The organism is Paraclostridium sordellii (assembly GCF_000953675.1).
Classification (GTDB): domain Bacteria; phylum Bacillota; class Clostridia; order Peptostreptococcales; family Peptostreptococcaceae; genus Paraclostridium; species Paraclostridium sordellii.
Genome location: NZ_LN679998.1, coordinates 2,549,586 through 2,574,636 on the forward strand (window position 1 = coordinate 2,549,586; position 25,051 = coordinate 2,574,636).

The 25,051-nt window shown below is 25.7% G+C and carries 32 protein-coding genes; 4 read left to right on the forward strand and 28 right to left on the reverse strand.

Annotation, left to right across the window (positions count from 1 at the left end; all coding sequences use genetic code 11):
* Genes fliS through ATCC9714_RS12325 form a run of 11 tightly spaced genes read right to left on the reverse strand, consistent with a single transcriptional unit; the run spans window position 1 to window position 6,770 of the window.
* Window positions 1-384, reverse strand: a complete 384-nt coding sequence (gene fliS / locus ATCC9714_RS12275) for a flagellar export chaperone FliS (RefSeq protein WP_054630129.1) — start codon at window positions 382-384, stop codon at window positions 1-3.
* 18 nt (window positions 385-402) lie between these two features.
* On the reverse strand, window positions 403-615 hold the full coding sequence (gene csrA / locus ATCC9714_RS12280; RefSeq protein ID WP_021124825.1) for a carbon storage regulator CsrA: 213 nt from the start codon (window positions 613-615) through the stop codon (window positions 403-405).
* Window positions 616-996 carry a flagellar assembly protein FliW gene (gene fliW, locus ATCC9714_RS12285; RefSeq protein WP_021124826.1) on the reverse strand — a complete coding sequence of 127 codons (381 nt, stop codon included), beginning with the start codon at window positions 994-996 and terminating at the stop codon, window positions 616-618.
* A 15-nt stretch (window positions 997-1,011) separates the two neighbouring features.
* Window positions 1,012-1,944 (reverse strand): flagellin N-terminal helical domain-containing protein, encoded by a 933-nt coding sequence (locus ATCC9714_RS12290; RefSeq protein ID WP_054630128.1) that lies wholly within the window; start codon window positions 1,942-1,944, stop codon window positions 1,012-1,014.
* A gap of 14 nt (window positions 1,945-1,958) precedes the next feature.
* Window positions 1,959-3,233: a flagellar hook-associated protein FlgK gene (gene flgK / locus ATCC9714_RS12295; protein WP_057545533.1), complete on the reverse strand. Its 1,275-nt coding sequence runs from the start codon at window positions 3,231-3,233 to the stop codon at window positions 1,959-1,961.
* A gap of 16 nt (window positions 3,234-3,249) precedes the next feature.
* Window positions 3,250-3,663 carry a flagellar protein FlgN gene (locus ATCC9714_RS12300; protein WP_054630126.1) on the reverse strand — a complete coding sequence of 138 codons (414 nt, stop codon included), beginning with the start codon at window positions 3,661-3,663 and terminating at the stop codon, window positions 3,250-3,252.
* Between the two features lie 12 nt (window positions 3,664-3,675).
* Entirely contained in the window at window positions 3,676-3,936 is a 261-nt protein-coding gene (gene flgM / locus ATCC9714_RS12305; RefSeq protein WP_021124834.1) for a flagellar biosynthesis anti-sigma factor FlgM, read from the reverse strand.
* 20 nt (window positions 3,937-3,956) lie between these two features.
* Window positions 3,957-4,280 (reverse strand): FliM/FliN family flagellar motor switch protein, encoded by a 324-nt coding sequence (locus ATCC9714_RS12310; protein ID WP_021124835.1) that lies wholly within the window; start codon window positions 4,278-4,280, stop codon window positions 3,957-3,959.
* Between the two features lie 21 nt (window positions 4,281-4,301).
* Window positions 4,302-4,727 carry a YaaR family protein gene (locus tag ATCC9714_RS12315; RefSeq protein ID WP_054630124.1) on the reverse strand — a complete coding sequence of 142 codons (426 nt, stop codon included), beginning with the start codon at window positions 4,725-4,727 and terminating at the stop codon, window positions 4,302-4,304.
* Between the two features lie 17 nt (window positions 4,728-4,744).
* The gene (locus ATCC9714_RS12320; RefSeq protein ID WP_021127099.1) at window positions 4,745-6,055 is read right to left on the reverse strand and encodes a GGDEF domain-containing phosphodiesterase; all 1,311 of its coding nucleotides are present in this window, start codon (window positions 6,053-6,055) and stop codon (window positions 4,745-4,747) included.
* Window positions 6,056-6,101: 46 nt separating this feature from the next.
* Window positions 6,102-6,770, reverse strand: coding sequence for a lytic transglycosylase domain-containing protein (locus ATCC9714_RS12325; protein WP_057545532.1), 669 nt, complete (start codon window positions 6,768-6,770; stop codon window positions 6,102-6,104).
* A 344-nt stretch (window positions 6,771-7,114) separates the two neighbouring features.
* Here ATCC9714_RS12325 and ATCC9714_RS12330 point away from each other — a divergent pair, with 344 nt between their 5' ends.
* Complete coding sequence (locus tag ATCC9714_RS12330; protein ID WP_196333216.1) at window positions 7,115-7,900, forward strand: TraB/GumN family protein; 786 nt, start codon at window positions 7,115-7,117, stop codon at window positions 7,898-7,900.
* A gap of 592 nt (window positions 7,901-8,492) precedes the next feature.
* Window positions 8,493-9,359, forward strand: a complete 867-nt coding sequence (locus ATCC9714_RS12335; RefSeq protein WP_021127102.1) for a mechanosensitive ion channel family protein — start codon at window positions 8,493-8,495, stop codon at window positions 9,357-9,359.
* A 34-nt stretch (window positions 9,360-9,393) separates the two neighbouring features.
* Here the strand turns inward: ATCC9714_RS12335 and galU are convergent, their stop codons facing one another.
* Window positions 9,394-10,320 (reverse strand): UTP--glucose-1-phosphate uridylyltransferase GalU, encoded by a 927-nt coding sequence (galU, locus tag ATCC9714_RS12340; RefSeq protein WP_057545530.1) that lies wholly within the window; start codon window positions 10,318-10,320, stop codon window positions 9,394-9,396.
* 13 nt (window positions 10,321-10,333) lie between these two features.
* The gene (murJ, locus tag ATCC9714_RS12345; RefSeq protein WP_054631533.1) at window positions 10,334-11,878 is read right to left on the reverse strand and encodes a murein biosynthesis integral membrane protein MurJ; all 1,545 of its coding nucleotides are present in this window, start codon (window positions 11,876-11,878) and stop codon (window positions 10,334-10,336) included.
* 182 nt (window positions 11,879-12,060) lie between these two features.
* Here murJ and ATCC9714_RS12350 point away from each other — a divergent pair, with 182 nt between their 5' ends.
* Entirely contained in the window at window positions 12,061-12,597 is a 537-nt protein-coding gene (locus ATCC9714_RS12350) for a VanZ family protein (RefSeq protein ID WP_054631532.1), read from the forward strand.
* A gap of 50 nt (window positions 12,598-12,647) precedes the next feature.
* Here ATCC9714_RS12350 and ATCC9714_RS12355 read toward each other — a convergent pair whose 3' ends face one another.
* The 7 genes from ATCC9714_RS12355 to ATCC9714_RS12385 form a co-directional block, all read right to left on the reverse strand.
* Window positions 12,648-13,061, reverse strand: coding sequence for a YxeA family protein (locus tag ATCC9714_RS12355; RefSeq protein ID WP_055331161.1), 414 nt, complete (start codon window positions 13,059-13,061; stop codon window positions 12,648-12,650).
* Window positions 13,062-13,209: 148 nt separating this feature from the next.
* Entirely contained in the window at window positions 13,210-14,331 is a 1,122-nt protein-coding gene (locus ATCC9714_RS12360; protein WP_057545529.1) for a sensor histidine kinase, read from the reverse strand.
* The gene (locus ATCC9714_RS12365) at window positions 14,321-15,019 is read right to left on the reverse strand and encodes a response regulator transcription factor (protein ID WP_055331159.1); all 699 of its coding nucleotides are present in this window, start codon (window positions 15,017-15,019) and stop codon (window positions 14,321-14,323) included. Before ATCC9714_RS12365 ends, ATCC9714_RS12360 begins: the two co-directional genes overlap by 11 nt.
* A gap of 17 nt (window positions 15,020-15,036) precedes the next feature.
* Window positions 15,037-15,741, reverse strand: a complete 705-nt coding sequence (locus tag ATCC9714_RS12370; RefSeq protein WP_054631528.1) for a M15 family metallopeptidase — start codon at window positions 15,739-15,741, stop codon at window positions 15,037-15,039.
* A 164-nt stretch (window positions 15,742-15,905) separates the two neighbouring features.
* Window positions 15,906-16,346 carry a hypothetical protein gene (locus tag ATCC9714_RS12375; RefSeq protein ID WP_021122609.1) on the reverse strand — a complete coding sequence of 147 codons (441 nt, stop codon included), beginning with the start codon at window positions 16,344-16,346 and terminating at the stop codon, window positions 15,906-15,908.
* A 72-nt stretch (window positions 16,347-16,418) separates the two neighbouring features.
* Complete coding sequence (locus ATCC9714_RS12380; RefSeq protein ID WP_057545528.1) at window positions 16,419-16,913, reverse strand: GNAT family N-acetyltransferase; 495 nt, start codon at window positions 16,911-16,913, stop codon at window positions 16,419-16,421.
* A gap of 12 nt (window positions 16,914-16,925) precedes the next feature.
* Window positions 16,926-17,960 carry an aldo/keto reductase gene (locus ATCC9714_RS12385; protein ID WP_057545527.1) on the reverse strand — a complete coding sequence of 345 codons (1,035 nt, stop codon included), beginning with the start codon at window positions 17,958-17,960 and terminating at the stop codon, window positions 16,926-16,928.
* Between the two features lie 185 nt (window positions 17,961-18,145).
* Between ATCC9714_RS12385 and ATCC9714_RS12390 the strand changes: the two genes are divergently transcribed.
* Window positions 18,146-18,970 carry a pentapeptide repeat-containing protein gene (locus ATCC9714_RS12390; protein ID WP_057545526.1) on the forward strand — a complete coding sequence of 275 codons (825 nt, stop codon included), beginning with the start codon at window positions 18,146-18,148 and terminating at the stop codon, window positions 18,968-18,970.
* A gap of 68 nt (window positions 18,971-19,038) precedes the next feature.
* Here the strand turns inward: ATCC9714_RS12390 and ATCC9714_RS12395 are convergent, their stop codons facing one another.
* From ATCC9714_RS12395 to ATCC9714_RS12430, 8 genes are all read right to left on the reverse strand, one after another.
* Window positions 19,039-19,899 carry an alpha/beta fold hydrolase gene (locus ATCC9714_RS12395; RefSeq protein WP_057545525.1) on the reverse strand — a complete coding sequence of 287 codons (861 nt, stop codon included), beginning with the start codon at window positions 19,897-19,899 and terminating at the stop codon, window positions 19,039-19,041.
* Window positions 19,900-20,078: 179 nt separating this feature from the next.
* On the reverse strand, window positions 20,079-21,374 hold the full coding sequence (gene brnQ, locus ATCC9714_RS12400; protein ID WP_057545524.1) for a branched-chain amino acid transport system II carrier protein: 1,296 nt from the start codon (window positions 21,372-21,374) through the stop codon (window positions 20,079-20,081).
* 179 nt (window positions 21,375-21,553) lie between these two features.
* Window positions 21,554-22,006: a hypothetical protein gene (locus ATCC9714_RS12405; protein ID WP_057545523.1), complete on the reverse strand. Its 453-nt coding sequence runs from the start codon at window positions 22,004-22,006 to the stop codon at window positions 21,554-21,556.
* 20 nt (window positions 22,007-22,026) lie between these two features.
* Window positions 22,027-22,542, reverse strand: a complete 516-nt coding sequence (locus tag ATCC9714_RS12410) for a VanZ family protein (protein ID WP_021122620.1) — start codon at window positions 22,540-22,542, stop codon at window positions 22,027-22,029.
* A 113-nt stretch (window positions 22,543-22,655) separates the two neighbouring features.
* Window positions 22,656-23,117: a GNAT family N-acetyltransferase gene (locus ATCC9714_RS12415; protein WP_021127114.1), complete on the reverse strand. Its 462-nt coding sequence runs from the start codon at window positions 23,115-23,117 to the stop codon at window positions 22,656-22,658.
* A gap of 37 nt (window positions 23,118-23,154) precedes the next feature.
* Window positions 23,155-23,691, reverse strand: a complete 537-nt coding sequence (locus tag ATCC9714_RS12420; protein ID WP_021122622.1) for a GNAT family N-acetyltransferase — start codon at window positions 23,689-23,691, stop codon at window positions 23,155-23,157.
* A gap of 25 nt (window positions 23,692-23,716) precedes the next feature.
* A complete protein-coding gene (locus tag ATCC9714_RS12425) occupies window positions 23,717-24,586 on the reverse strand; it encodes a protein kinase domain-containing protein (protein ID WP_057545521.1) in 870 nt (289 codons plus the stop codon).
* A 188-nt stretch (window positions 24,587-24,774) separates the two neighbouring features.
* Complete coding sequence (locus ATCC9714_RS12430; protein WP_057545520.1) at window positions 24,775-25,005, reverse strand: hypothetical protein; 231 nt, start codon at window positions 25,003-25,005, stop codon at window positions 24,775-24,777.
* Window positions 25,006-25,051: the final 46 nt, after the last annotated feature.

Here is a 25,051-nt window from a genome sequence, read left to right on the forward strand (position 1 = left end):
CTATTTACCAGACTTTATTTTTTTATCAACCTCATGCCACATATCTCTTATTTCTTCTATTAAAGGAAGTACATTATCTATTATTTTTACATCCTTTTTTATATTAGCCATAGCCAACTGACTTTTTATAAAATCATAAACATTATATAAATCTTGCATAAATTTATTAGAATCTTTGTCCATAGTTATCATAAGTTCTAAGAATATATCTTGAACTCTAGTTAACTCTTTATGTGCTTTTTCTATATTTTTTTCTAAAATAGCCATTCTAGCTATTTTAGTGTATTTAACAGCACCATCTACTAACATAATTAGTAATTTTTCTTTTGATGCTGTACTTACAGAGTTTTGCTTATATGCATTATATGGATTTGCCGTATACATAAATCTTCCCTCACTCACTTACTTAAATAACTTAAAAATATCATTAATGTTAGTTATAGCTTTAGAGTTTTCCTCTTTTACATTTTCATAAATCTCTTTTCTAAGTATCACCTTATCTTTAGGTGCATCGATAGCTAATTTAACACTGCCATCTTCTACCTTCACTATTTTTATTTCTATATCATCTCCAATTAATAGAGACTCATCTTTTTTTCTAGTAATTACTAACATTTATATCACTCCTGTTAAAGGTTCTTTTATTGCATACTTATCATTTTGTAATATTAATTGTTTACCTTTATTGTTTTTTATATTTATAACTAACGGAGCTTTTAAATTTACCGTGCTTTTTTCTAGTGTTTTTCCTAATGTTATAATATTTAACAGCATTACATCTTCAGGCGATTCTATTTTTAAAAACTTTACTGTTTCATCATCTAGTTTTATTTCATAGTCTTTTTTTATATCAAAAGGGGATATAGCTATGAATCCTATATGTTCATTGTCTATAGAATTAATTAATTTTAATTTAGAGTTACCTTCAACTTCCCCAATTATAAAAGTTTTATAATCTTCAAAACCTGGAAGCCCTTTTTCAAATAATATTTCCATAAATTTTCCTCCTGATTATCTTAAATAATCTAGTACAGTAGGTTGTATTAATTTTGCTCCAACTTGAACTGACGCATTGTAAACTAGTTCTGCTGATTTTAACTCTATAAATTTCTTAACATGATCTACGTCTTGTTCTGAAGATAAAACTGCTTTCATATTTAATATATTTTCGTCATTAAAATCTTTTATTTTTTCAGCTGTATTTACTCTAACTCCAAAAGTAGTTCTTGTATCTATAGTATGGTTAAATAAACCATCTATATCGTCTTTTACTGTTCCAAGCAATTCTTTTTTGTTAGCTTCTACATCTTTACCATTTGATATATCATTCATAAGTTTTGATAAATTATTTATTTGATCTAAATAATTTTTCCCATCTTTTTCAAAGATTTCTTTAGCTGAAACATTGTAATCAACAGTTATTCCATCTGATAATTCAGCCTTTAAATCTTTATCATTTACAGCTGAATTTACTTTTAAGGTAACAACTCCATCTTTTTCTTCCATAACCATCGGAACTTCACCTACTGCTGTTCCAGAGAACATATGTCTTCCACCATGAGAAGAATTTAAACATTCTCCTAGTTCTTTTATTTTTTCATTCATTTCTGCATGTATCGCTTTTATTTCTTCATCATTGTAAGTCCCATTACCTACTTTTAATATATTAGTTTTTATTTCACCTAAAAGGTCTCCTACTTCTTGTAAAGTTGAATCAGTATTATTCATCCACCCTACTGTTTCTTCTACATTTTGATTATATTTTTCAGTGAATTTAAGTTCATTATTTAAATTCATTATTTTTATAGCTTTATGAGGATCATCTGATACTCTATTAATTTGTTTACTAGTATCAAGTTGTCTATTTAAAGTATCCATTCTTTCTAATGTCTGCTGTGTATCAAACATATGGTTTGTTATCATTGAAGAGTTAGTTATTCTCATTTTTGCCTCCTAAATTATCTTATTAGCCCATTAATTACAACATCTAATAATGAGTTTATAGTCGATACTACCTTAGCACTTGCATTGTATGCATGTTGATATTGAACTAGACTTATCATTTCTTCATCTAAAGATACTCCAGAAACATTAAGTTTTGAAGTTTGTATTTCTTTTATCATCTTACTCTGATTCTTTTCATTTCTTCTAACTTCTTGGCACTCATTTCCAAGCCTTTGAATCGTATCATTATAGAAGTTATTTATAGTAATATTATCTTTTCCTATAGAAACTTTTGCATCTTTTAATTTATACAGTTTTTGAGCTGTATCTGCAGATACATTTATATCTGTAGTCTTGTTTAATATATCATCTTTTACTTTTAAAATTGGTTTTGTTCCAACTTCGAAAAAGTCCATACCTAAAGCTTTATTTACACTATCATTTATTCCTTTAGCTAATTCTTTTACATCTTCTTTAAAACCATTTATTTTTTCAATCATTTCTAGAGAACCTTTTATTTCTCCTGATACAGTTTTTATTGCTTTAAGATCATCTATAGTAATGTCTTTTCCATTTTCAATTTTATTTTTCATTAACTTTTGAACATCTTCATCGTGTATGTTCATTTTAAAACTTAAATCATCAAGTATTTTATCTCTTTCATCCATTAAATCGTTAGGAGATTTTCCACTACCTTGAATTAATCTTATTTGTTTATCTAATTCTTTTAATTGATCTAGTTTTCCATTTACTTCTTTTACATTCTCATCTAATTTCTTTTGAGCAGACTCACTTAAATTATCTAATTTACTATAAGCATTACTTATCTTCTTTGTTAAATAATCACTATTTTGTATAACTATATCTTTTGAACCTTTATCATCTGGATTTTTAGCAAGTTCTTGCCAACTTGTAAAAAAATTATTTATAGATGCTGATATCCCAACTTCTGAAGGTTCTCCAAATATATTTTCCATAGTTGTATAGTGATCATATTTTATACCAGTTTCACCAAATCCATGAGTTTCACTTCTATATTGAAAATCATAAAAAGTATTTCTTATTCTAGTTATATCTGTTGCTTCAACTCCTGTACCTAACTGCCCTGCCCCTAATGTGGAGCTGTATCCTGGATAGCTATATGCACTTCTTGCACTTTGTTCAACTCTTTGTCTTGAGTATCCAGGAGTATTTAAATTGTTTAAGTTATGAGAAGTTGTTTGTATTGATGCTTGACTTACACTCATACCTGTTCTTGCTGATTGTAAGCTACCTAATAATCCTGACATATTATCTCTCCATTTCCTACTTACCTACTTGTCCATATGCATCGTAAGTACCTATTCCTTGATTTGGTTTTATAACATTCATCATTTTCTTTGTAAAAAACAATCTATGTTTTAAAAGTGTTTGATTTGTTTCTTTTTGAAGTTCTATCATTTTTATGTTAGATGTTATCTCATTGTAAGCTTCTTTGATTTTTTCATCTTCGCAGTTTTCAATCAAAGAGCTCATAGAGATATCTGATGAAGTTATCTCTCTTCTTTGTATTTCAATCTTTGCTATTTCTCTTGCTAAACTTTCTAATTCTTTTGCTATCTTATCCATCTTTGTTACTTCTTTATTAACTATGTAATCATGTTGTTCATCTAATAAATTAAGTAATTTGTTAAATAGCTTTCTTTCTTCATAAATTATAACTTTTAATTCTGGATTCAAATTTTTCTCCTCCTAAAGTTTCTCTATTATCTTTTTAGCTAAAGCTCTAGAGTCGATTTTATAAGTACCACTTTCTATTTGTTTTTTAAGTTTATTAACTTTTTCCATATCCATCACTTCTTCTTTTGAGTTAACTTTGCTTAAATATTTTCCTAGTTCAGATAGTTCTAATCTATCTGCACTATTTTTATTATTATAATTATTGTGATTTTTTACTTTTTCCATCTTATATATATTATTAAACGCTACCTTGCTATCATTAGTAACTTTCAAAACATTACCTCCTCAAGAATTTAATCTTCTTCTTGCATTGATTTTATCTTTGATAGTCTTACGGCTATTTTATCATGTATTATCATACTCTCACCACTAGCTATATTTACACCATTTACATTTATATCTAATGGGTCTTCTAAGCTTTTTTCAAGTACTAACACATCACCGACTTTAAGATTTACTATTTTTTCTATTTTTTGATGAGTATATCCCACCTCTACTTCTAGTTTCATTGCTGCTTGAGCTATTGACTCTACAGCATTTATAGCCTCTTTTTCGCCTTCTACTAACTGTTCAAATTTAGGCTCATAAACGAATTGTGTTTCTCCTTGTTTTTGCATAAATTATGTCTCTCCTCTATACTACATATATAAATCAATTAATAATCCATTAATGTCATCTATTTTTGATGCTATATCAATATTTTCTTTTTCATCACTTAAAAAATCTCTTGTTAAACTTTCTAGCTTTTCATTTACGACATTTACAGTCCTAAAGTAATTATTATTCCAAAAGCTATCTTTTCTATCTACTTCATAGGCATAGTTTACAACAGATTTTAAGTATTTTTGGATAACTTGCTTATATCTAATGACATCAGAATAACCTTTAGTATTCACTAATTGCTTTCCTAGGTCTTTAATTTGATTTATATATCCGTCAACTTCTTCTTTTGTTTTTAGTCTATTTATTTGATTAAAGCTATCGTGAAAACTTGCCCCTGGTTTTACTTTCCTCGCTTCTATATTACTACTTTCTGTTAAAACTTTGAACTCTCTTATTTTCATATTCAACCTCTATTTAGTTAAATCATATTTAACTCTTTATTGCTCATATATTTTTCTTCTCCAACCGCATCTATTAATTCATATAAGCTCATCGGTTTATAGCAAAAGTAGCCTTGAACTAAATCACATCCTGTGTTTTTCAATTTTCTATATTCAAGTTCCGTTTCTACTCCTTCAGCTACAACTTTTGCTTTAGTTGTATGAATCATATTTATTAGACTTTCAATAAACATTGGATTTATATTCATATACTCTACTAAAGACTTATCTAGTTTTATTTCATCTACATTATAGTTTTTTATATAGTTAATAGAATTAAATCCTTTACCAAAATCATCTATTGAAATCTTTATTCCAGTTCTTTTTATTTCATTTATTATCTCATTTATTTTTATTATGCCTTCTATATTTTCACTTTCTGTTATTTCAAGTTTCAATAAGTCAAATTTAAATTTAATTTTTTTTAAACTTTGTACTAAATCTACAGTAAAATTTTCTTTATCTAGTTGATGTGGGGATATATTAACTGATAAATCTATATTTGTATTCATTGTTTCATTTAAATATTTTATATCTCTACATGCATTTTCTAGTATCCATTTACCTAATATGTTTATATATCCGCACTCTTCACAAAACTCTATTATTTTATCTGGTGGTATATAACCATGTTCCTCGCTAAACCACCTTATTAGAGCTTCAACTCCGGCTATTTTCCCATTTTTCAGGTTAACTTTTGGTTGATAATATACCTTTATCTCTCCATTTTCAATACCTTTTTCTATAGATTTTATACTTATACAGTCATCATATTTATCATTATATATTTCAAATGTACTTCCTTTTTTTAATAAATTCGTCATACATACATCTAACTTGTTCGTTGCATCATGTATGTCTAAATTCTCTTTTTCATATATAACTGCTGCCATATTAAAATTTATATATATTTTGTAAATCTCTTCTATACTATTTATTAACATCGTCATTGTATTTTCTATAAATTGACTTATTGATTTGCTATCTAAAACAGATGCATACACAGTAAAATCATACCTTGATGTCCTAGATAAAAGCATCTCATTAAAATTACAAATTTGATTTAGTCTTCTAGCTATTGATGAAAATAACATTTCACCCTTTTCAACTCCATAATTTAAACTTATAAAATTAATGCCCTCTACTCTGACTCTTATTATAGTTCCATTTAATTTTTTACTTGTGTATTTTTGAAAATAATCTCTATTATATACTCCTGTTAATTTATCTTTCTTTTTCTTTCGCAAGAGTATTTTTTCTCTTATTTTTATTAAGTGCCTATAATTCATAGTCTAATCTCCCCACATCAACCACTAAACTCCTATGGTCATTTAATTATACTCTATAATATTTCATTACCTTAGGTACGTAATTTTGTGTTTCTCTTGGCATTAAATATATATCTTCAGGAGATTTAACTCCTCTTCTACTCATTCTTGTCGGCCCTCCATTGTATGCCATTAAAGCCATTTCTTTATTTCCGTTATATCTATCTAAGTATTCTTTTATATGTCTTGTTCCTCCATCTATATTTTGTACTATATCAAATGGATCATTTATTCCTAAGTCTCTACAGTTTTCCGGCATTAACTGCATTAAACCCTTCGCCCCTGCTGATGATTCACATTTTGGATTAAAATCTGACTCTACTTTGATTATTGCTCTTATTAAATTGCTATCAACTCCATACTTTTGCGATGATATAGCTATAGCATTATCTATCTGTGTATTTATATTTTGATTTTTAGAGCCTAGTTTTAGTTTATTACTGTTATGTACTGTATTTACTGTTTCTAGATTATGATCTTGAACCTTGGGTTGTATTATTTGATTTATATTTTTACTACTACTTACAATTGGATTTGTATTACTTATAGCTTTTATTAATCCCATTATCAACATATCAAATGCTTCATTTGTTTTATTACAATTACAACTACAGCCACTTGTATAATTATTTGACATTAGTGCTGCCATTTTTAATAAGTCTATATTATTAATCATTGTATCACCTCTAACCTTTACTTAGATTAGTTATACGACTGTTAAATAAAATACTTGACAGTTAAAAAACACCTAATACTAGTTAAAATTTCATATTGTATTAGTAAACTCTACTATCATTATTATGTAAAAAACTATAGATATACATTTGAGTTTATATAATTTTAACTATAATATTCATTTTTTATAATTAAGCTTCCACTTTAATATTTTATTCTACTTAAATAGGTGTTTTCTATTTTTTTTATTTGATATAATTTATATATAATATACAAGAAAAGGTGATTTTTATGAAAAATTCTACAAGAAAAAACATCTTAAAATGGGTGGGTTTAGTTATTCTCATGATAATAGTTACTTCAATCATAGAGAATATATCCACTCCTAAAGCTAAAGGAATTTATTTTAAAGCTACTAAAGGAAATAATTCTATATATCTAATTTGTACTATTCCTTACATAGACAAACATACTAACTTTCTAAGTGGAAATTTAACAAAGGTTTTGTATAATACTGATGTACTTTTAGTAAATGAGAATATATATACATCTAAAAACAGTTGTTCCTCAAAAAATCATCAATTAAAATACTATTTAAATAAAGAAGAAGAAAAAAACTTTAATGCTTTATTAAAGTATTTTAATTTAAATTATAAAGATATAGCTAATTTAACTCCTTATAAATTTTTAGAAGTTATTGATAAATTATTAGCTTATAAATCTGGTTTAACAGAAAATAAATTTGACAGTTATTTAACTAATATATATATAAAAGATAAAAAAGAAATAGTAGCTTTAAAGGATTATAATTCTAATACGTTTTATATAAATAAATTTAAAAAACTAATTAATTCTTTCACTTATAATTCCATGAAAACAAAAATAGATTTTTCAAAAAAAGTTGTGAAAGCTTTCATTGATGGAAATGCAAGATTTTTTGAAGAAAACTCTTATAGATTTGATAATACTGAAAACTACACCATTAACCATATGACTTCAGATAAAATAGATTCCTTAATAAATGATAAGAAAACCTATGCAGTAGCTATAAGTTATTACTCCTTATTTGGCAAAAATGGTATTCTACATATTTTGAAGTCTAATGGTTATACAATTAAATATATTAAGTAATTAAAATCTAGCATATAAAGTACTATGAATATTTTAGATTTATTTTTTAATTTTTTCAAATTTCCACTTAAGCTTTAATATATTTAACCGAAAAATATAACATAAGGGGACTCGCCATTTCCCCTCACAATGATATTATAAAGGATGTCTATGCATATAATGTGTAGGCTTCTTTTTATTAAATCCTATTCACAAGAATATAAATTTTAAATTTTATTATATTTATTGTAAAGTTTTGTTAATTTCATCCGTATTATATAGTCATAAGGGGAACTGCCATTTCCCCTCAACATTGTATATAATAAAACTATCACTAACTATCCTATGGAGGGTAAAGCTTAAATGCTTTACCCTTTATTTTTATCTATTTTATGATTGCCCCTTTCTAAAAAGTAATTATATTCTTAATTTTAAGCTTTTCTCTTTATCCAATTATATGTACATTTTTTTATATTATATTTATACTGTTTAAATTTCATTATATATTCCAATTTTTGTATATGGCTTAGTTTTAATCTCATATTGTAGACATTTGTCGAATATTATTGTATTATCTACTAGTAGAATTTCTAATAGGAAAGAGGTGTTATATTTGACTACTAATGTAGCCGAATCAGTAACTAATGAAGTTGAAAAATTAAGTAATATGCCCTTAGATAAATTAACTGAACACTTTATAAGTTGGGTAACAAGCTATGGAATAAAACTTATAATTGGTCTTCTAGCTATATTCATAGGTTTAAAAGTTATAAAAAAAGTAGTAAAACACTTTACTAAGTTTTTAGAAAAAAAATCTGTAGATATAACACTTACCAAGTTTTTACATGCTTTTGTAGAAATATCTTTAAAATTATTATTATTTATAATAATACTTGGATACTGGGATGTCCAACTTACAGGATTTGCTGCTTTAATAGCATCTGGAGGGGTTGCTATAGGTTTAGCTCTTCAAGGAAGTTTATCTAACTTTGCTGGAGGCTTTATAATCTTATTAATTAGACCTTTCAAAGTTGGAGATTACATAGAAACAGGTATATACCAAGGTACTGTAGAAGAAATAGGTCTTTTTTACACTAAACTTACTACTATAGATAATAAATTGATATTAATCCCTAATGGAACTTTATCAAATGGAAGTTTAGTAAACTATTCTGCTAAAGCAACAAGAAGAGTTGATTTAGTTTTTAATGTTAGTTATGACAATGACATAAATCATGTTAAAAATGTCTTAAGTGATATAGTTAAAACTCAAGACCTTATTCTATATGATCCAGCTCCTTTTGTAGGAATGGTTGCTCATGGTCCAAGTTCAATAGATTTTGCAGTTAGAGTTTGGTGTGATTCTAAAAATTATTGGACTATACATGCTAGCTTACTAGAAAAAGTTAAAATTAAATTTGATGAAGAGGGAATCAATATTCCTTATCCTCAAATGGATGTTCATATAAAAAATAACTAATAAAAAAGCTACTTATTAATAAGTAGCTTTTTTATTATTCTTCTTTTGTTATAGCAGCTTCATCTATTATATCTTCTTTAGAGTTATTTTCTAAACTTACCTTCTCTTTTAAAAACTCTATAAAGTCAGACTTAAGTTCTGGTCTTTTTAATGCATAATCAACTGTTGCTTTTAAAAATCCTAACTTATCTCCAACATCATATCTTTTTCCTTCAAAGTTATATGCATATATAGCTTCATGTTCCCCTAAAGTTTTTAGGGCATCTGTAAGTTGAATTTCTCCACCTTTTCCTGGTTTTTGATTTTCAAGTATTTCAAATATAGCTGGAGTAATTATATATCTTCCTAATATAGCAATATTTGATGGTGCTTCTTCTACCTTAGGCTTTTCTACCATATCATTTACTTTGTAAACTCTATCTTCAATATGTTTAACATCTAGTATTCCATATTTATCTGTATTTTCTTTTGCTACTTCTTGAACTCCTAATATAGAAGTATTATATTCATCATAAGCTCCTATAAGTTGCTTTAAACAAGGTTTCTCACTATCTACTATATCATCTCCTAAAAGTACAGCAAATGGTTCATCTCCAACAAAGCTTTTTGCACAATATATTGCATGTCCAAGTCCCTTAGGTTCTTTTTGACGTATAAAATATATATCTACCATATTAGATATATCTTGAACTATTTTTAGCATATCTAATTTTCCTTTTTGTTCAAGTTCAAGCTCTAGTTCTATACTACGGTCAAAGTGATCTTCTATAGATTTTTTACTTCTTCCTGTTACAATTAATATTTCTTCTATTCCTGAATTTACAGCTTCTTCTATTATATATTGAAGAGTTGGTTTGTCAACTATTGGTAGCATTTCCTTTGGTTGTGATTTTGTTGCTGGTAAAAATCTTGTTCCAAGTCCAGCTGCTGGTATTATTGCTTTTCTAACTCTCTTTTTCATCATTTCATCTCCCCTAAGCTTTCCCGATTTTCTTCTTTATCATATCAATAAGCATATCTATTTCTTCAACTTTTAAAGCTACTACCAGTATAGCATAAACTATAGCCCCTATTGCTACAGATACACCTAAAGATATAGCCTCTTGTATAAATCCTAATCCTAACATACCACTTAAAAATTTATATATAAAGTATGTTACAACTCCCATTATGAGACTTGATATTAATGATTTTAAAAATGTACTTTTTATCTTATCTTGTCCATAATAACCTATTTTTTTCTTTAAGCTACCAAATAGTAATAATATACATATAATAGCTGATAAACTCGTTGCTAATGCTAACCCACCATGTCCCATAACTTTTACTAAAGCTATATTTAAAACTATATTAAGAATAACTGCTATTATTCCGTTTATCATAGGTGTTTTAGTATCTTTTAATGAGTAAAATACTTTTCCTAATATATCTCTTAATCCAACACCTACCATACCTACTGAATAAAATACTAAAGCTGTTGCCGTAAGAGCTGTTGATCTTTCATCAAATGCACCTCTTTGAAATAATATTCTAACAACAGGAGTTGCTAAAACTATAGCTCCTATAGTAGTTGGTAATGAAACTAAATTTACACAGTTTACACTTGTAGCTACAGATTCCGCAAATTTTTCCTTATTATTTTCAGTAGATAACTTAGAAAGTGTAGGATAAATAATAGCTCCTAAAGTTGCTATAAATAATCCTAACACAAATCCATTTAGTCTATTAGCATTATTTAACGAGGTTATAACTCCATCACCCAAACCTGATGCTAAGCTTCTATCTACCATGGTATTTACTTGAGTTACTGCAACTCCAATAAATACAGGTAATACTAACCATAACATCTTTCTTAAATATTTATCTTTAAAGTCTATTGATAATTTAAACTTAAATCCTTTTTTTATTGCAAATGGAACTTGAAATAAAAATTGCGATAACATAGCAAGTAATCCACCTATAGCTAATATATCTATATTTTTCATAATAGCACTCATAATAATAGATATTATTATTATTATATTATTTGGAAATCCTATCATACCTGGTATAGTAAAATCCCCTTGAATTTGTAAGTATGAAGTCATTATATAACTCAATCCTATAAATAATATTCCTATTATCATTATTCTTACAAAGTGAATAGTTAATTCCAACTTCTCCCCCGTAAAATTCATTGCAAATAATTTTACCAATGGTTCTGCAAATATATATCCAAGTATCGCTAACAATATACTAAGTATACTAACTATCCCAATAATATTATTTGAAAACTTTAGTGCACCTTTTTTCCCACCTTCTTCTAGCGCCTCATGGTATAATGGTATAAAAGTTGTAGCTAAAGCTGAACCAATTGCAGCAAATACTACTAGTGGTATATTCATTGCTGTTATATATATATCACTATATGCACTTGTTCCATAAAAATATCCAAGTACTATTTCTCTTGCAAACCCTAATACCTTTGATAGCATAGTGACTACCATAAGCCAAAATGCTGATTTTGCTAAATTACTCATAACTTCCTCCAATATCTAATTTTTGCCTACGTATTATTATATACAAATTTCAAATAATTTAAAATAATTTTAATGTATTTGTTACAAGTTTGTTTTCATTTTTGCTTTTATATTTATTATTGAATTCATATATTTAAAATAGGATATAATCACCTATGATTAAATTTTTAGGAGGTTATATTTTGGAATTAAAATTTGATTTTTTAATTTTAATTAATTTTATAATATGTTATATATTTTTTAGGGGAGTATATTTATTTATTAAAAACTATAAATTGGATTTTAAAATAGAGATTACTAATTTTGGATTTTACATATCTATCGTTGCTATAATGGCTGCTACTATGTTTCCAATTAAGTTTAATGTTGATTATAAAGGTTTTGAAATATACAATATAATTCCATTTAAAGTTGTAATATCATTATATAAAAATTATAGCTTTGGATATTTTCTATACCAAACTTTAGGTAATATACTACTGTTCGTTCCTTTTGGATTTTTTACATATTCTAAAAGTGGATTTGACTTAAATAAAACTATTGTTACTTGCTTTTTATCATCACTATTTATAGAATTTGTTCAAGGATTTATCCCTTATAGATTTTGTGAGATAGATGACTTATGGCTAAATACTTTAGGTGGTTTCATCGGCGGTGTAATTTATATATACCTTTTAAAAGTATCTAGTAGATATACAAAGTTTAGTAACTTAAATTAAAATAAAAAAAGATAGTGACTTATTTATGCACTATCTTTTTTTATTTTAATTTATAATTTTTTCTTAACAACACTTGGTAAACTAGTTTCATTTACTTCCTCATAGCTACTAATACTATATACACCGTTTTTATCTTTGCCACCTTGTACATTTAATTTAAGATAAGCACCTTTTCTTAGATTCTTTTCTGCGTAAAAGCTAACTTTGATAGCTTTACCATTTTTATTATAAGCTTGAATATCATATTTATATTTCCATGTGCTATCTTCTTTTTCTCTATCCTTATCTACTACACCATCTTTTTCTATCTTTGTAAAATATTCATCAGTTAAAATTGATGTTCTAATTTTATCTAGAAATAATGGATCTGAATTGATTTTAATCCCTGTAAATATAACTAATACTACTATAACCATACAGCTTATACCTATAAATTTTTTTAAGTTTCTATATTCTTTTTTCATAAATTTCTCTCCTTGTTTTATTAATTTGCATGATTAATAATAGCACGGATTTTTAATATATTCAATATATTTTTATTGTTTTTCGATATTTTTTAATTAAAAATAAGAAAACATTTTAAATAAACATTTTCTTATATTATTATAAAATTTATTCAATTATTGGCAATTTAACTTTAAATACTGTTTTTATATTATCACTAGTTACTGATATTTCTCCTAAATGAAGTTCTATAATATTTTTAGTTATTGCCAGTCCTAAACCAGACCCTCCATCATTTCTATTTCTAGATTTTTCAACTCTATAGAATCTATCAAATATATGAGGTAAATCTAGTATAGGTATAGATTCTCCATAGTTTATTATCTCAACTACTGCCATAGATTTTTCCTTACTTGTTACAACATCAATATATCCGCCATCTTTTCCATACTTCATAGCATTAGTAATTAAATTTTCAAAAGCTCTAACTAATTTAATTGGATCTGCCATAATTATAAATTTATCCTCTGAAAATTTAACCCTACATTTGATTTTTTCCTTTTCAAATAAAAACTCGAAGTGGGATACTATCTGTCCAATTAGCTCTACCAAATTAATTTGTATTTTATCCATAGGCATAGAGTTATTTTGCATTTTTGTTAAATCAAACAAATCATTAATAAGTAAATTTAATGTTTTAGCTTTTTCATAAACTATATTAGTATAATATCTTAGCTGAACTTCATCTTTGTATTTATCTTCTTCGATTAAACTTAAATATCCTATTATTGAAGTTAGTGGAGTTCTAAGGTCATGTGAAACATTAGTGATTAAATCAGTTTTAGTTTGTTGTGCTATTCTCTCTTCTATAGTTATATCTCTTAATCTATCAACTATTGTATTTATATTATTAGCTAGTTCTTTTACTTTTTTAGGATTTTCTATTTCTATTTTTTGTTCTAAATTCCCATCTGCCATTTTTTTAACACTATTTATTAATAAAATTATGTTCTGACTCCTCTTGTATGAAATTAATGCATATATAATAAAAGTTATTAAAATAAATAAAATTGCATAAATTAAATCTCCTAAAAAAACTCTTTTTATATACATAAAATAGTCTACCGCATTATTTACTATTGTATATTTTGCTGATCTATAAAGATTGTCAAAAACGGCATATAAAGTATATAAAATTCCTGTTGCTAAGAGTCCGCTTAAAATAAAGTATATAATTGGTTGAAACATATATCTAAATATAAGTAGATTATTATCTGTTTTATTTTTCAATTTTATATCCCACTCCCCATACTGTATGAATTACTTTATGCCCATCCATATATTTTTCTATTTTATCTCTTATTCTACTCATATGTACCATAACCGTATTATTTGATTGATAGTAATCTTCCTTCCATACTTTTCTAAATATATCTTCTGAACTAAATACAATTCCTCTATTAGATGCAAGTAAGTATAAAATATCAAATTCCCTAGAAGTCAGTGGAATTTCTTTATCTTCAACTGTTACTTTATGTTGATTTTTATCTATGACTAAATTTTCTATATTTATAATATTTATACTTTGATTAGAATTGGAATTATTGTTAAAATAATAAGCTCTTCTTAAAAGAGATTTTACTCTTACAACTAATTCTAATGGGTTAAAAGGTTTTGTCATGTAGTCATCTGCACCAGTCATAATTCCCTTTATTTTATCCATATCTTCAGATTTTGCACTTAACATTAAAATTGGTATATTTAATTTGTGTCTTATTCTTTTACAAACTTCAATTCCATCTAATTTAGGCATCATAACATCTAATACAATTAACCTTATATCTTCTTTTTCAACAATATCAAGAGCCTCTTGTCCATCATTTGCCTTTACAATATCAAACCCTTCATTAGAAAGATATATTTCTAAAAGGTTTCTTATTTCATTGTCATCATCTACAATAAGAATTTTATTTTTCAATTTAAACCGCCCCCTATTTAATTATTTTTGCTTTCTATATATTCTTCAAATGTTATTTCTTTTTCATAAATTTCCTTTGCTACCTTTTTTCCTACATACCTTATATGCCATGGCTCATAAGCTATTTTAGTTATTTCAGTTTTATCTTCTGGATATCTTAATATAAACCCAAATTTATAAGCATTTTCTTCTAACCATTTAGCCTCCTTTGTAGACTTTACAAACCATCTATCTTTATTTGTTACATCTATAGCCAATCCAGTTTGATGTTCACTCTTACCTGGTTTTGCAACATATTTATCGGCTTCTTCTTTTCCTACTGAATTAACTCTATTTAAATAGGTTTCTTCTTGAGTTTGATAAGATCTATAAGCTGATGTACCTAAAAATTCGATTCCCTCTTTTTTAGCTTGTTCAAATAACTGCTTGATTGCTTTAGCTCCTACTGTCTTCATATATTTTTCTTCTTCAATTGAATCTTCAACAAAAGGTATATTAAGTTTTGTTAAATTTTTAGGTTTGTAATTTGATGTTAATGGATTGTCTTTATTAACTAGTATTAAGTTTGAATCTATATTTTTATCCTTTACTTTATTGTCTACATTCTTTGATGGTTTAATAAAGTTACACATAATATTATACTCTAAATTTGAATCCTTTAAACTTATAAAAAAAGCTACTAATGCCAATATTCCTGCTACTATTATTATCTTTATTTTCATATCTATCTTCTCCTTAAGTTCATGTTTTTCTTTGATAATGTAATTTTAAAAGATAGATATTAACTTATTTATAAGTAAATCTTAAGAAATCTTAAATATAAATCTATAAAATTAAATAAAAAAAGCTAGGCACAATTACATGTACCTAGCTTTTTTATTTAATTTTATAAAAAACCAATGTATATACCCACAGTTTTATTCAAATCATATTCATCTACATTGTTTCCATCTTCTTTGTAAGGATGCATATATCTTACTTCAATTTTTTGCCCTTCATATTCATATATAACTTGATTTACTCCGACTTCTTTTTCATATACGTTTTCAATTTCTTTTGAATCATTAGGAATTATACTTTTTACATAATCTATAGATTCTTCCATAGATCGTTCTTTAAGATTTTCTTCACTACTATATGAACTTTCTCTAAATTTATCAGCTAGCTCTAATAGTTCTTGATATTTATTATCTTCATCATTTTTTTCTACACTCTGATTTAAACTATTCTGATTTGAAGTATCTAAATTTTCTTCTTTATCTTTAATACTACATCCAGTCATTGCTAAAGTTAAAATTGCTATTCCTACATAACTTTTTAATTTCAATGTCCAATCCCCTTTTATATAATACTTTAGTTAAAGTATACCTATTTCAGAATATTATGTAAATATTTCCATCTAAATTATTTTTTCCATTGTTAATGCATTTAGTACTTTTCCATTCCAATTTAAATTTATCTCTTCAATAATTTCAAACCCATTTTCTAACCAAAAGTTAATAACATTTTTATTATAATTTTTAACAACATCTATTTTTATAGATATACTATTTCTTTGCTTTAGATAGCTTTCAATTAAATTATATACTTCTTTTCCTAAGCCTTTATTTTGATATTTTTTATGTATTATGATTAATGATATATATGATTGATTTGATATTTTAAAATCTATTATCCCTATTATTTGATTTGATGTTTTTTCTACTATCTTATAAGATAAAAATCCTTCTTTTTTCATAGTTTTCATTTCTTTGTCTAGCCAATGTTTAGTTATTGATTTTGTATCTTGATGTATATTTAAAAATTGTTCGTTTGAATTATATATTTTTATAATTTCTTCATAATCTTTAATTGAAATTTTAGTTAAATAGAATTTATCATTTTCAATGTGCACTTGATTTTCCTCCTAATCAAGTAACTCTTTTGTAATCTCTATATTTTCTTTTAGATGATTAATATTTTTAGTTCCAATAAAATAAGAATTGCACCCACTTTTTTCAACTAAATATCTTATGTATTCTTTAACTTCTAAATAATCTTTAGCTTCTCCTTGACCTAAAGGTCCACTAATGTGGATTTCAATATTATATTTTTTTGCACATTCAACAATTGTAAGTACATCATCTTTATATTTTTGATTTTTATTTTCAACACATAATCTATTTTTTAAATTTATTGGAACCATTAAATGCTTAAAATGATGATTTGCTCTTACACTTTGAACTACTTCCATAACTTTTTCAAGAGATATATATTTTTCATCTTTAGGATCTAGTTGAAAAGCATCCCATGTAGCCATACCATATTCTCTAATTTTTCCTTCATCAACCATATTTTCATATGCAATAACTATATCTTTTAATTTTTTATAAAACTTTTCTGCTCCATAATGTTTCATAGACAGTTCTAGTTCATGCATATAATAAATATCGATAGTTTCTAAGTTTAAATGTTTTCTACTTATATCTATAGCATATTCAAAATACTTTGGATTCATTGTAAGCCATAAAGTATCTTCCATATATACATCTTCTTTATCAAGTATTTTTGTGTTAAGAAGCTTTTCTTGCATATAGTTAATAGGTCTAAGCATTATTTCTCCATCACCAGGTATTATCCCAGCTTTAGATGATATTATCATTTGATTTCTTTTTAAAATATTTCCTTCTATAAGTTTTGTAAGTACAAATCCAATATCTCTTTCAGATATCATTCCTCTATAGTTTATGGATGTATCTATAAAGTTAATTCCATTTAACAATGCATATGCAATTGATTCTTTAAAAAATTTTGAGTGTTCCTCACTAAAATCTCCAATATAAGTTCCTAAGCCTAACTTTGAGTAACAAAGTCTGTCCGTTTTTACTACCCAATTATCTGATTTTTGTTTGTTTTTAAAATACTCAATCGTTCCTTTTAAATCTGCATAGCCCTTTATCATCTATAACCTCCTATATTTAATTAATAAAATTTATAGTTATAAGTTTATATTAGATTTTTATTAACAAAGTTCCTCTTTATTTACAATCAAATGTTCACTATTTTATATGTTTAATATCAATTTGTAAAAATAAATAAAATACTATATCATTAATATGTAAAAAAATATAAAAGGGTGGGATTTTAATGCAACCAGCTAATGATATACATAGCTATAAAATAGATTGTGAAAAATGTTTTGGACTATGCTGCGTATCTTTATACTTTTCTAAGTCCGATGGCTTTCCTTTTAATAAGGATTCTGGTAAACCTTGTTTAAACTTAGAAAATTATTTTAAATGCAGTATTCACAGTTCACTTTATAAAAAAAATCTTAAAGGTTGTACTAACTTTGATTGCTTTGGTGCAGGTCAAAAGGTGTGCCAAATAACATACAAAGGTGTTGACTGGAAAAATGATTCTATTTCTTCAAAAGAAATGTTTGATGTTTTTGTTGTAATGAGACAAATCCATGAAATGCTTTGGTATCTAAATCAAGCTTATTTAGTTTCAAATGATACCAATATTTTAGATATGATAGAAAAAACCTATGAAATTTCTTTACTTAAACCAAAATCTATTTTAAGTTTTGATTTAGATTCTCATAGAAAAGAAGTTAATAAATTATTACTTAAAGTCAGTGATAATTATAGACCTAGATTTTTAAATAAAAATTTGCCTAAAGGTAAAAGAAAAATTAAAAATGATTTTGATTTTATAGGTAAAGACCTTAGAAATTTTGATCTTAAAGGAGCTAAGTTAAGAGGGAGTCTTCTTATTGCCGCTAATCTTTCTGGTTCAAACTTAGATGGTGCTGACCTTATCGGAGCTGATTTTAGAGATGCAAATATAAAAGGTGCTGATTTTAGTAAAAGCTTATATATTACTCAGTTTCAGGTTAACTCTGCTAAAGGTGATATAACTACAAAATTACCTAGTTATATAACTAGGCCTTCTCATTGGGAAAAGTAGATTTTATCAAATATAAGTGGGTAGTTAAGTTGCTTAAAAGTATTTAACTACCCACTTATATTTTTTATTTAAACTTCAAATTTTTTTAAGTAACTATCTATAGTATTTATAACTTCTTCTGTTTTTTCAATAAAAGGATAATGTCCTGATTTATATATTGTTTTTATCTCACATTGATTTACTTTATTTTTTATATAAAGACTAGATTCTATTGGTATAAAATCATAATCACTATTTATTATTAAAATTGGTGATTCTATACTACTTATATCATAATCACTTAATAAATTTACATACTCATTAAGCAATGTTGTATTTATAAATTCAAAATTTTTTATATAGCTTTCATTTATATCAACACCATCAAATAACTTATATACAAGGGTTTCATCAAAAAAGTTATGTCTATTAAGCTCTACTAGATATTTTTTCAAAGTATCTTTATCATAGTTTTTAAAATTTACTGTGTTTGTTATGTTATCTAGGTCTTTGGTATATGGGTTAAGTCTTTTAATCATTATTTCATTCATCTTTCCAAGTGCATTTAAATTCATTGGTGTAGCATTGCATAAAATTAGATTTTCAACATTTTGTGGAAACTTTTTCGCATAATCCATAGCAAAAAAAGTACCCATAGAATGTCCAAATATTATTAGTTTATCTATGTTTAATTCTTTTCTTAAAATTTCAATATCATTTGTAAATTGATCTATATTTATATATTTACTATTATTTAAATAGGTAGACTTTCCATTGCCTCTTTGATCAAAAAATATTAATTTATAATTTAACTTAGCAAGTTCTAAAAAATGTGGTAAAAAATAATTATGAGTTAATCCAGGTCCTCCATGTATAAAAAGGATTGGCTTACCTTCACCAATTACTTTATAAAATATTTTTCCATCTTCATTAACTATATATTTATCCATATTAAAATCCCCTTCAATCTGACATTATTAAATTCAATTAAATATCTAACCCCCATTTACTTTTATATTATACCTATCTCATAATTATTCCTTTATTTTTAATTCTTCATAATAAAAAAGCCCTATCAATAAATTATGATACGACTTTTTTTATATATAAAATTAATATATTAAAAATACTAATTAATCTCTTGTTTCTCTTTTTGCTTTATTAAACTTCCTATTATCCCACCTATTATAGTAGGTATTATCCAGTTAAAACCTAACTTATAAAAAGGTAAGTGCTCTATAAAAAATACATTAACTCCCATGTTATCTATAACAGTAAGTATACTTATGATTAAAGCTACATATGTTGCTCCTTTAAATGTGTTATCATTTTTAATTTTATTATTAAATAAAGTCATTAATACAAGTACAATCGTAGCAGGATATATTACTGTTAAAATTGGTGATGCAAATTTTATTATTGCACTAACTCCAAAGTTTGCAACCAATGCACTAAATATACAGACTCCTACTACTATAGTTTCATATTTTACTTTTCCATTAGACATCTTTGTAAAATATTGAGCTGTTGCTGAAACAAGCCCTATAGATGTTGTCAAACAAGCTAGCCCAACAATTAGTGCTAATACTATTTTACCAGGATAACCTAATAATTGTTCTGTTATACCTACTATTAAAGCTGTTTGATTTATATCTGATGGGTTTATACCTTTAAATTGATGTGCAACTGTAGATCCTAAATATGTTAATCCTCCATATACTATAAATAAAGCTACCCCTGCAATAATTCCTGCTTGAAGTGTTATCTTTACTTTTTGTGACTCTTTCGTATATCCCTTTTGTGTAATTGAGATTATTACTACAGCTGATAGGGCTATTGCTCCTAAGGGGTCCATTGTTTGGTATCCTTGTGCTATACCTTCTGCAAAAATTCCATCTATCATTTGTGGTTGATTTAAATCTCCAAGTGGAGATACAATCCCCATTATGATTAAAAATACCAATGCAACTAATAATGCAGGTGTTAAATATTCTCCTATAATATCTACTACTTTAGACGGTTTTATGGTAAGTATAATTGTCAGTCCAAAGAATATTACCGAAAATAATACTGGACTAAATCCATTAAAAATTGGTTCTATACCCATTTCAAATGTTGTAGCCCCCGTTCTAGGTATTGCTAATAGCGGACCTAAACAAATCATAATTGCTGTTGCCAATATTTTAGATAGTGTCTTTCCACTTCTTGATAGGACCCTACTTATATCCCCATCACATTTTGCTGCAGCTAATATTGCTAGTAACGCTAATCCTACATCTGCTAAAACGAATCCACAAAAACCTAATAACCAGTATTCACCTGATACTACTCCTAAATATGGTGGAAATATTAAATTTCCAGCTCCAAAGAACATAGCAAATAAGGCAAATCCTATAACTAAAGTATCTAGATATTGTTTTTTCATATTAACCCCCTGTAATAATTTTATAGGTATTATTGTATTAATTTGTTAATTAATTATATGTAAATTTAATTAAATAAATCAATAGTTTTCAAAAATTTAACAAAACTATGAAACTTTTTAAAATTTTCACTTCTTTTTATTAAATTAAAGTTAAATTTACATTTAATTATCACAGAGATTTACTTTTTATATCCAATAACTTCTTTTAAAGTTTTAGTTGATTCTTTGTCTAATTTTTTTAATCTAATTTCATCAAAGTTTTCACCTACTCTATTTCCAATTAAACATATATCATCTTTAAACCATAATCTTAATTCCATTAATCCAATACACTCTCTTGGACTATTTATCATTATTTGTACATCCATTTTTTTAGGATCTAAATTTATATTTTCTATATCTTTTGCATTATAAAGTAGTGCATCAAATAAGTCGATTTTATGTTGATCTTTATAATCATTTAACATTTTTTCTATATTAAGCATATCTTCTGGGTGATTTTCATCTGGATAGCCAATAACAATTTCTCTTGATGGTTTTAACATATTTAAAATCAAATCTTTTTTCATTAATCCAATAAATAATACTAATCCAAGTACAATTCCCCATGATATAACCACTTTTCTTTTCAATAATTTTATCCCCCTATTTTTTAGCTATTGTAAACATAAAGCATTATAGTTATAAATATTACTGGAAATCCAACTATTCCAGATAATATAGTAATTATGGTTTTAACCTTTTTAGAATCCTTTGTTATAAACATTAATATTTTATATATTAATATACCTATTAAACCACCTATTGTGTTAAGAATTATATCATCTATATCACTACTTCCAAGTGCAAATATAAATTGAACTATCTCTATAATTAAACTAGCAAGTACAGTTATTAAAATTCCTTTTATTAAAGACTTTTCTTTTAAAAATATCATTAAATATATTCCAAAAGGAATAAACATTAATATATTTCCCCAAATATTCATATCTACTAACTTGTGTCTAACTCCATCATAAACATTTACATACTGAGTAATACTTTTAAAAGGAATTAAATTAACCGATCTCATACTATCTCCAGTTCTAAAAAAGAATACAGTATCTAGTAAAATTAAAAAATATGCTATAAATATGGTACAAAAAACAAAATTCAAAAACTTTTTCATAATAATTCTCCTTTTTAGTAAAATACATATATATTAATTATAAATAAAAAATCGTTATAAAGTTTTACAATTTTATAACGATTCCCAATATTATATTTATTTTTTATCAAATTTTATAAATCTATACTTAATCTAATCATATCTATACATTCAATTCCATTTTCTTCAATTTTTTCTTTGTAATGTTTTTTAAAGAAATCTTTATCTACTCCTACTATTCTAAAACCACATTTTTGATAAAATGCTAGCTGAGATATACTTGAATTTCCCGTTCCAACCTCTAAAGTTTTTACTTTTAATTCTCTTGCTTTATCTATTGCACTAGCTACTAATTTTTTACCTATTCCACTACCTTGATAACTTTCTTCAACAGCAATATTTACAATTTCTAAGATTGATGGTCTTGTTTTTATTAAAACATATACTCCTAAAACTTCATCATTATTATATGCAATATAACAATCTCCTCTATCTAAATAATCATTAACTGATTCAATTGATGGGTCAGCACTGTATAGTAATTTATATGGTATTTCATCTACTTTAGATAACTTTCTAATTTTAATGTCTTTCATCTTATAATCTCCTATGTAAGCAATATTTTAAAGTCTTTTAATCTATATAAAGTCCCATAGCAATAGTATTATAATAAACTCCATTTACACATATATCTTTCTTTAATAATCCTTCTCTTTCAAATCCAAACTTTTCATATAATTTAATCCCTCTATAATTATCTTCTCTAACTAAAAGGTTTATCTTCTTTGTTATATTGTTAGATTTAGCCCATTGTATAATATATTTCATAGACTCGCTACCAAGCCCCATTCCCCAATATTTTTGTCTAAAACTTATTCCCAAAGTTCCATTATGCTTCATTCTAGCTTTTTTTACTGAATTTATAGAAATAATACCTGCTAATTCATTATTTACAACAGCTATTATACATTTTGAGTTCTCCATTTTGTTTATTGCCTCTATATAATCTTGTTCATCTTCTAAGCTCGCTGAAAATTCATTTTTACCAAAAGTTAAAAAGTCACTTTCACCTCCAATTGCATTTAAATAATCTATCATAGCTTGTGCATCGTCTTTTGTAGGCTCTCTTAAAATTGCAACTTCCCCATTTTTTAATTTTACCTCTTTCATTAAAATCCCCCTTTATAAATCTTATTTATATATAATTTCTACTTTCTCTAATCCAGTCATTATAAAAATCCAAAACACTATTATATCTATCTTCTTTCTTTTCACTTACTGCTTTTAGAGCTATGTTATATAACTTTTCATCAACTTCCCATTTTTCAAAAGACCTGTCTAGTTCTCCTCCTAAAAGTCCAAAAGCTAAAGCCCCTAGGTTATAGACATTAGTTTTATTATCGATTATCATTGACTTTGTTTTTTCTTCAGGAGATTTAAATCTTTTAGAACCCCAAAATTCCTCTCCTATTTCATTAACTAAATATCCTTTATTATATAAATCTATATCACAAATTTTAGTTACATGATTTTTATCATCATACATTATACTTCCATCATATAAATCAATAGCTACATACCCCTTCTCTTCAACATGTTTATGAAACTCAAATATTTTATTTATGGATTCTATCCTATTTTTCATATTCATATTTTTATGTTTAAAATAAGGTGAATTTATATTATTGTGCTTTTCATAAGTGTTAAATTTCCAATGAGGATGTAAATTGTCTCCATTTACCCATTCAAATATTAATGCATAGCCATTATTTATTTGAAAATGTTCTATAAGTTTAATTAAATTATCATGTTGTAAATCTTCATAAATTTTTACTGATTTTTTTAATCTATTTATAGCTTCCTCCAAATCACCCTTATAATTTATTGTTTTTGCTCCAGCATATTTAATAAATTTTTTATTTTCCCCATCATCTACTCCAAAGCATATGTTACCTGAATCTTGTTGATCAAAAACACAAAATACTTTTCCATAATTTTTTATCCAACTAAAATCTTCTTTTTCTTTTAAATTAATTTCTACTTCGTCTAATAAAATTCTAACCATTTATTTCCCCTTACTTATTTTTATTATTTTTTATGTATATTTTAAAGCTTTTATTCATAGTATTTTCTCCTTTTATAAATAACTATAACGTAAAAATTTTTTTATATCTATATAAAATAAAAAAGCACTAATTTTATAGTTTTATTAACTATAGATTAGTACTTTTTTATCTTGAAATTTAAATATAATTAATGATTAAGCTGTTCTAGTTCTCTATTGTGTTTTTTCTTATTAGTTAAATCCTTAACATTTAATACTATAAGTGCCAAATCTAGTATTGCTATCCCCATAGTCATATTAATTTCCATATGATTAAGATATACATCGTAAGCATTATTTACGAAAAATATACTAAATAAAATTATAAATACTACATTACTTACTATGCTTTTTGGTTTTAAATCCTCGGTGTTGTTCATTATAAGCCTCCAAAATTGATTTAATTTATATGTTATATTTTACCAT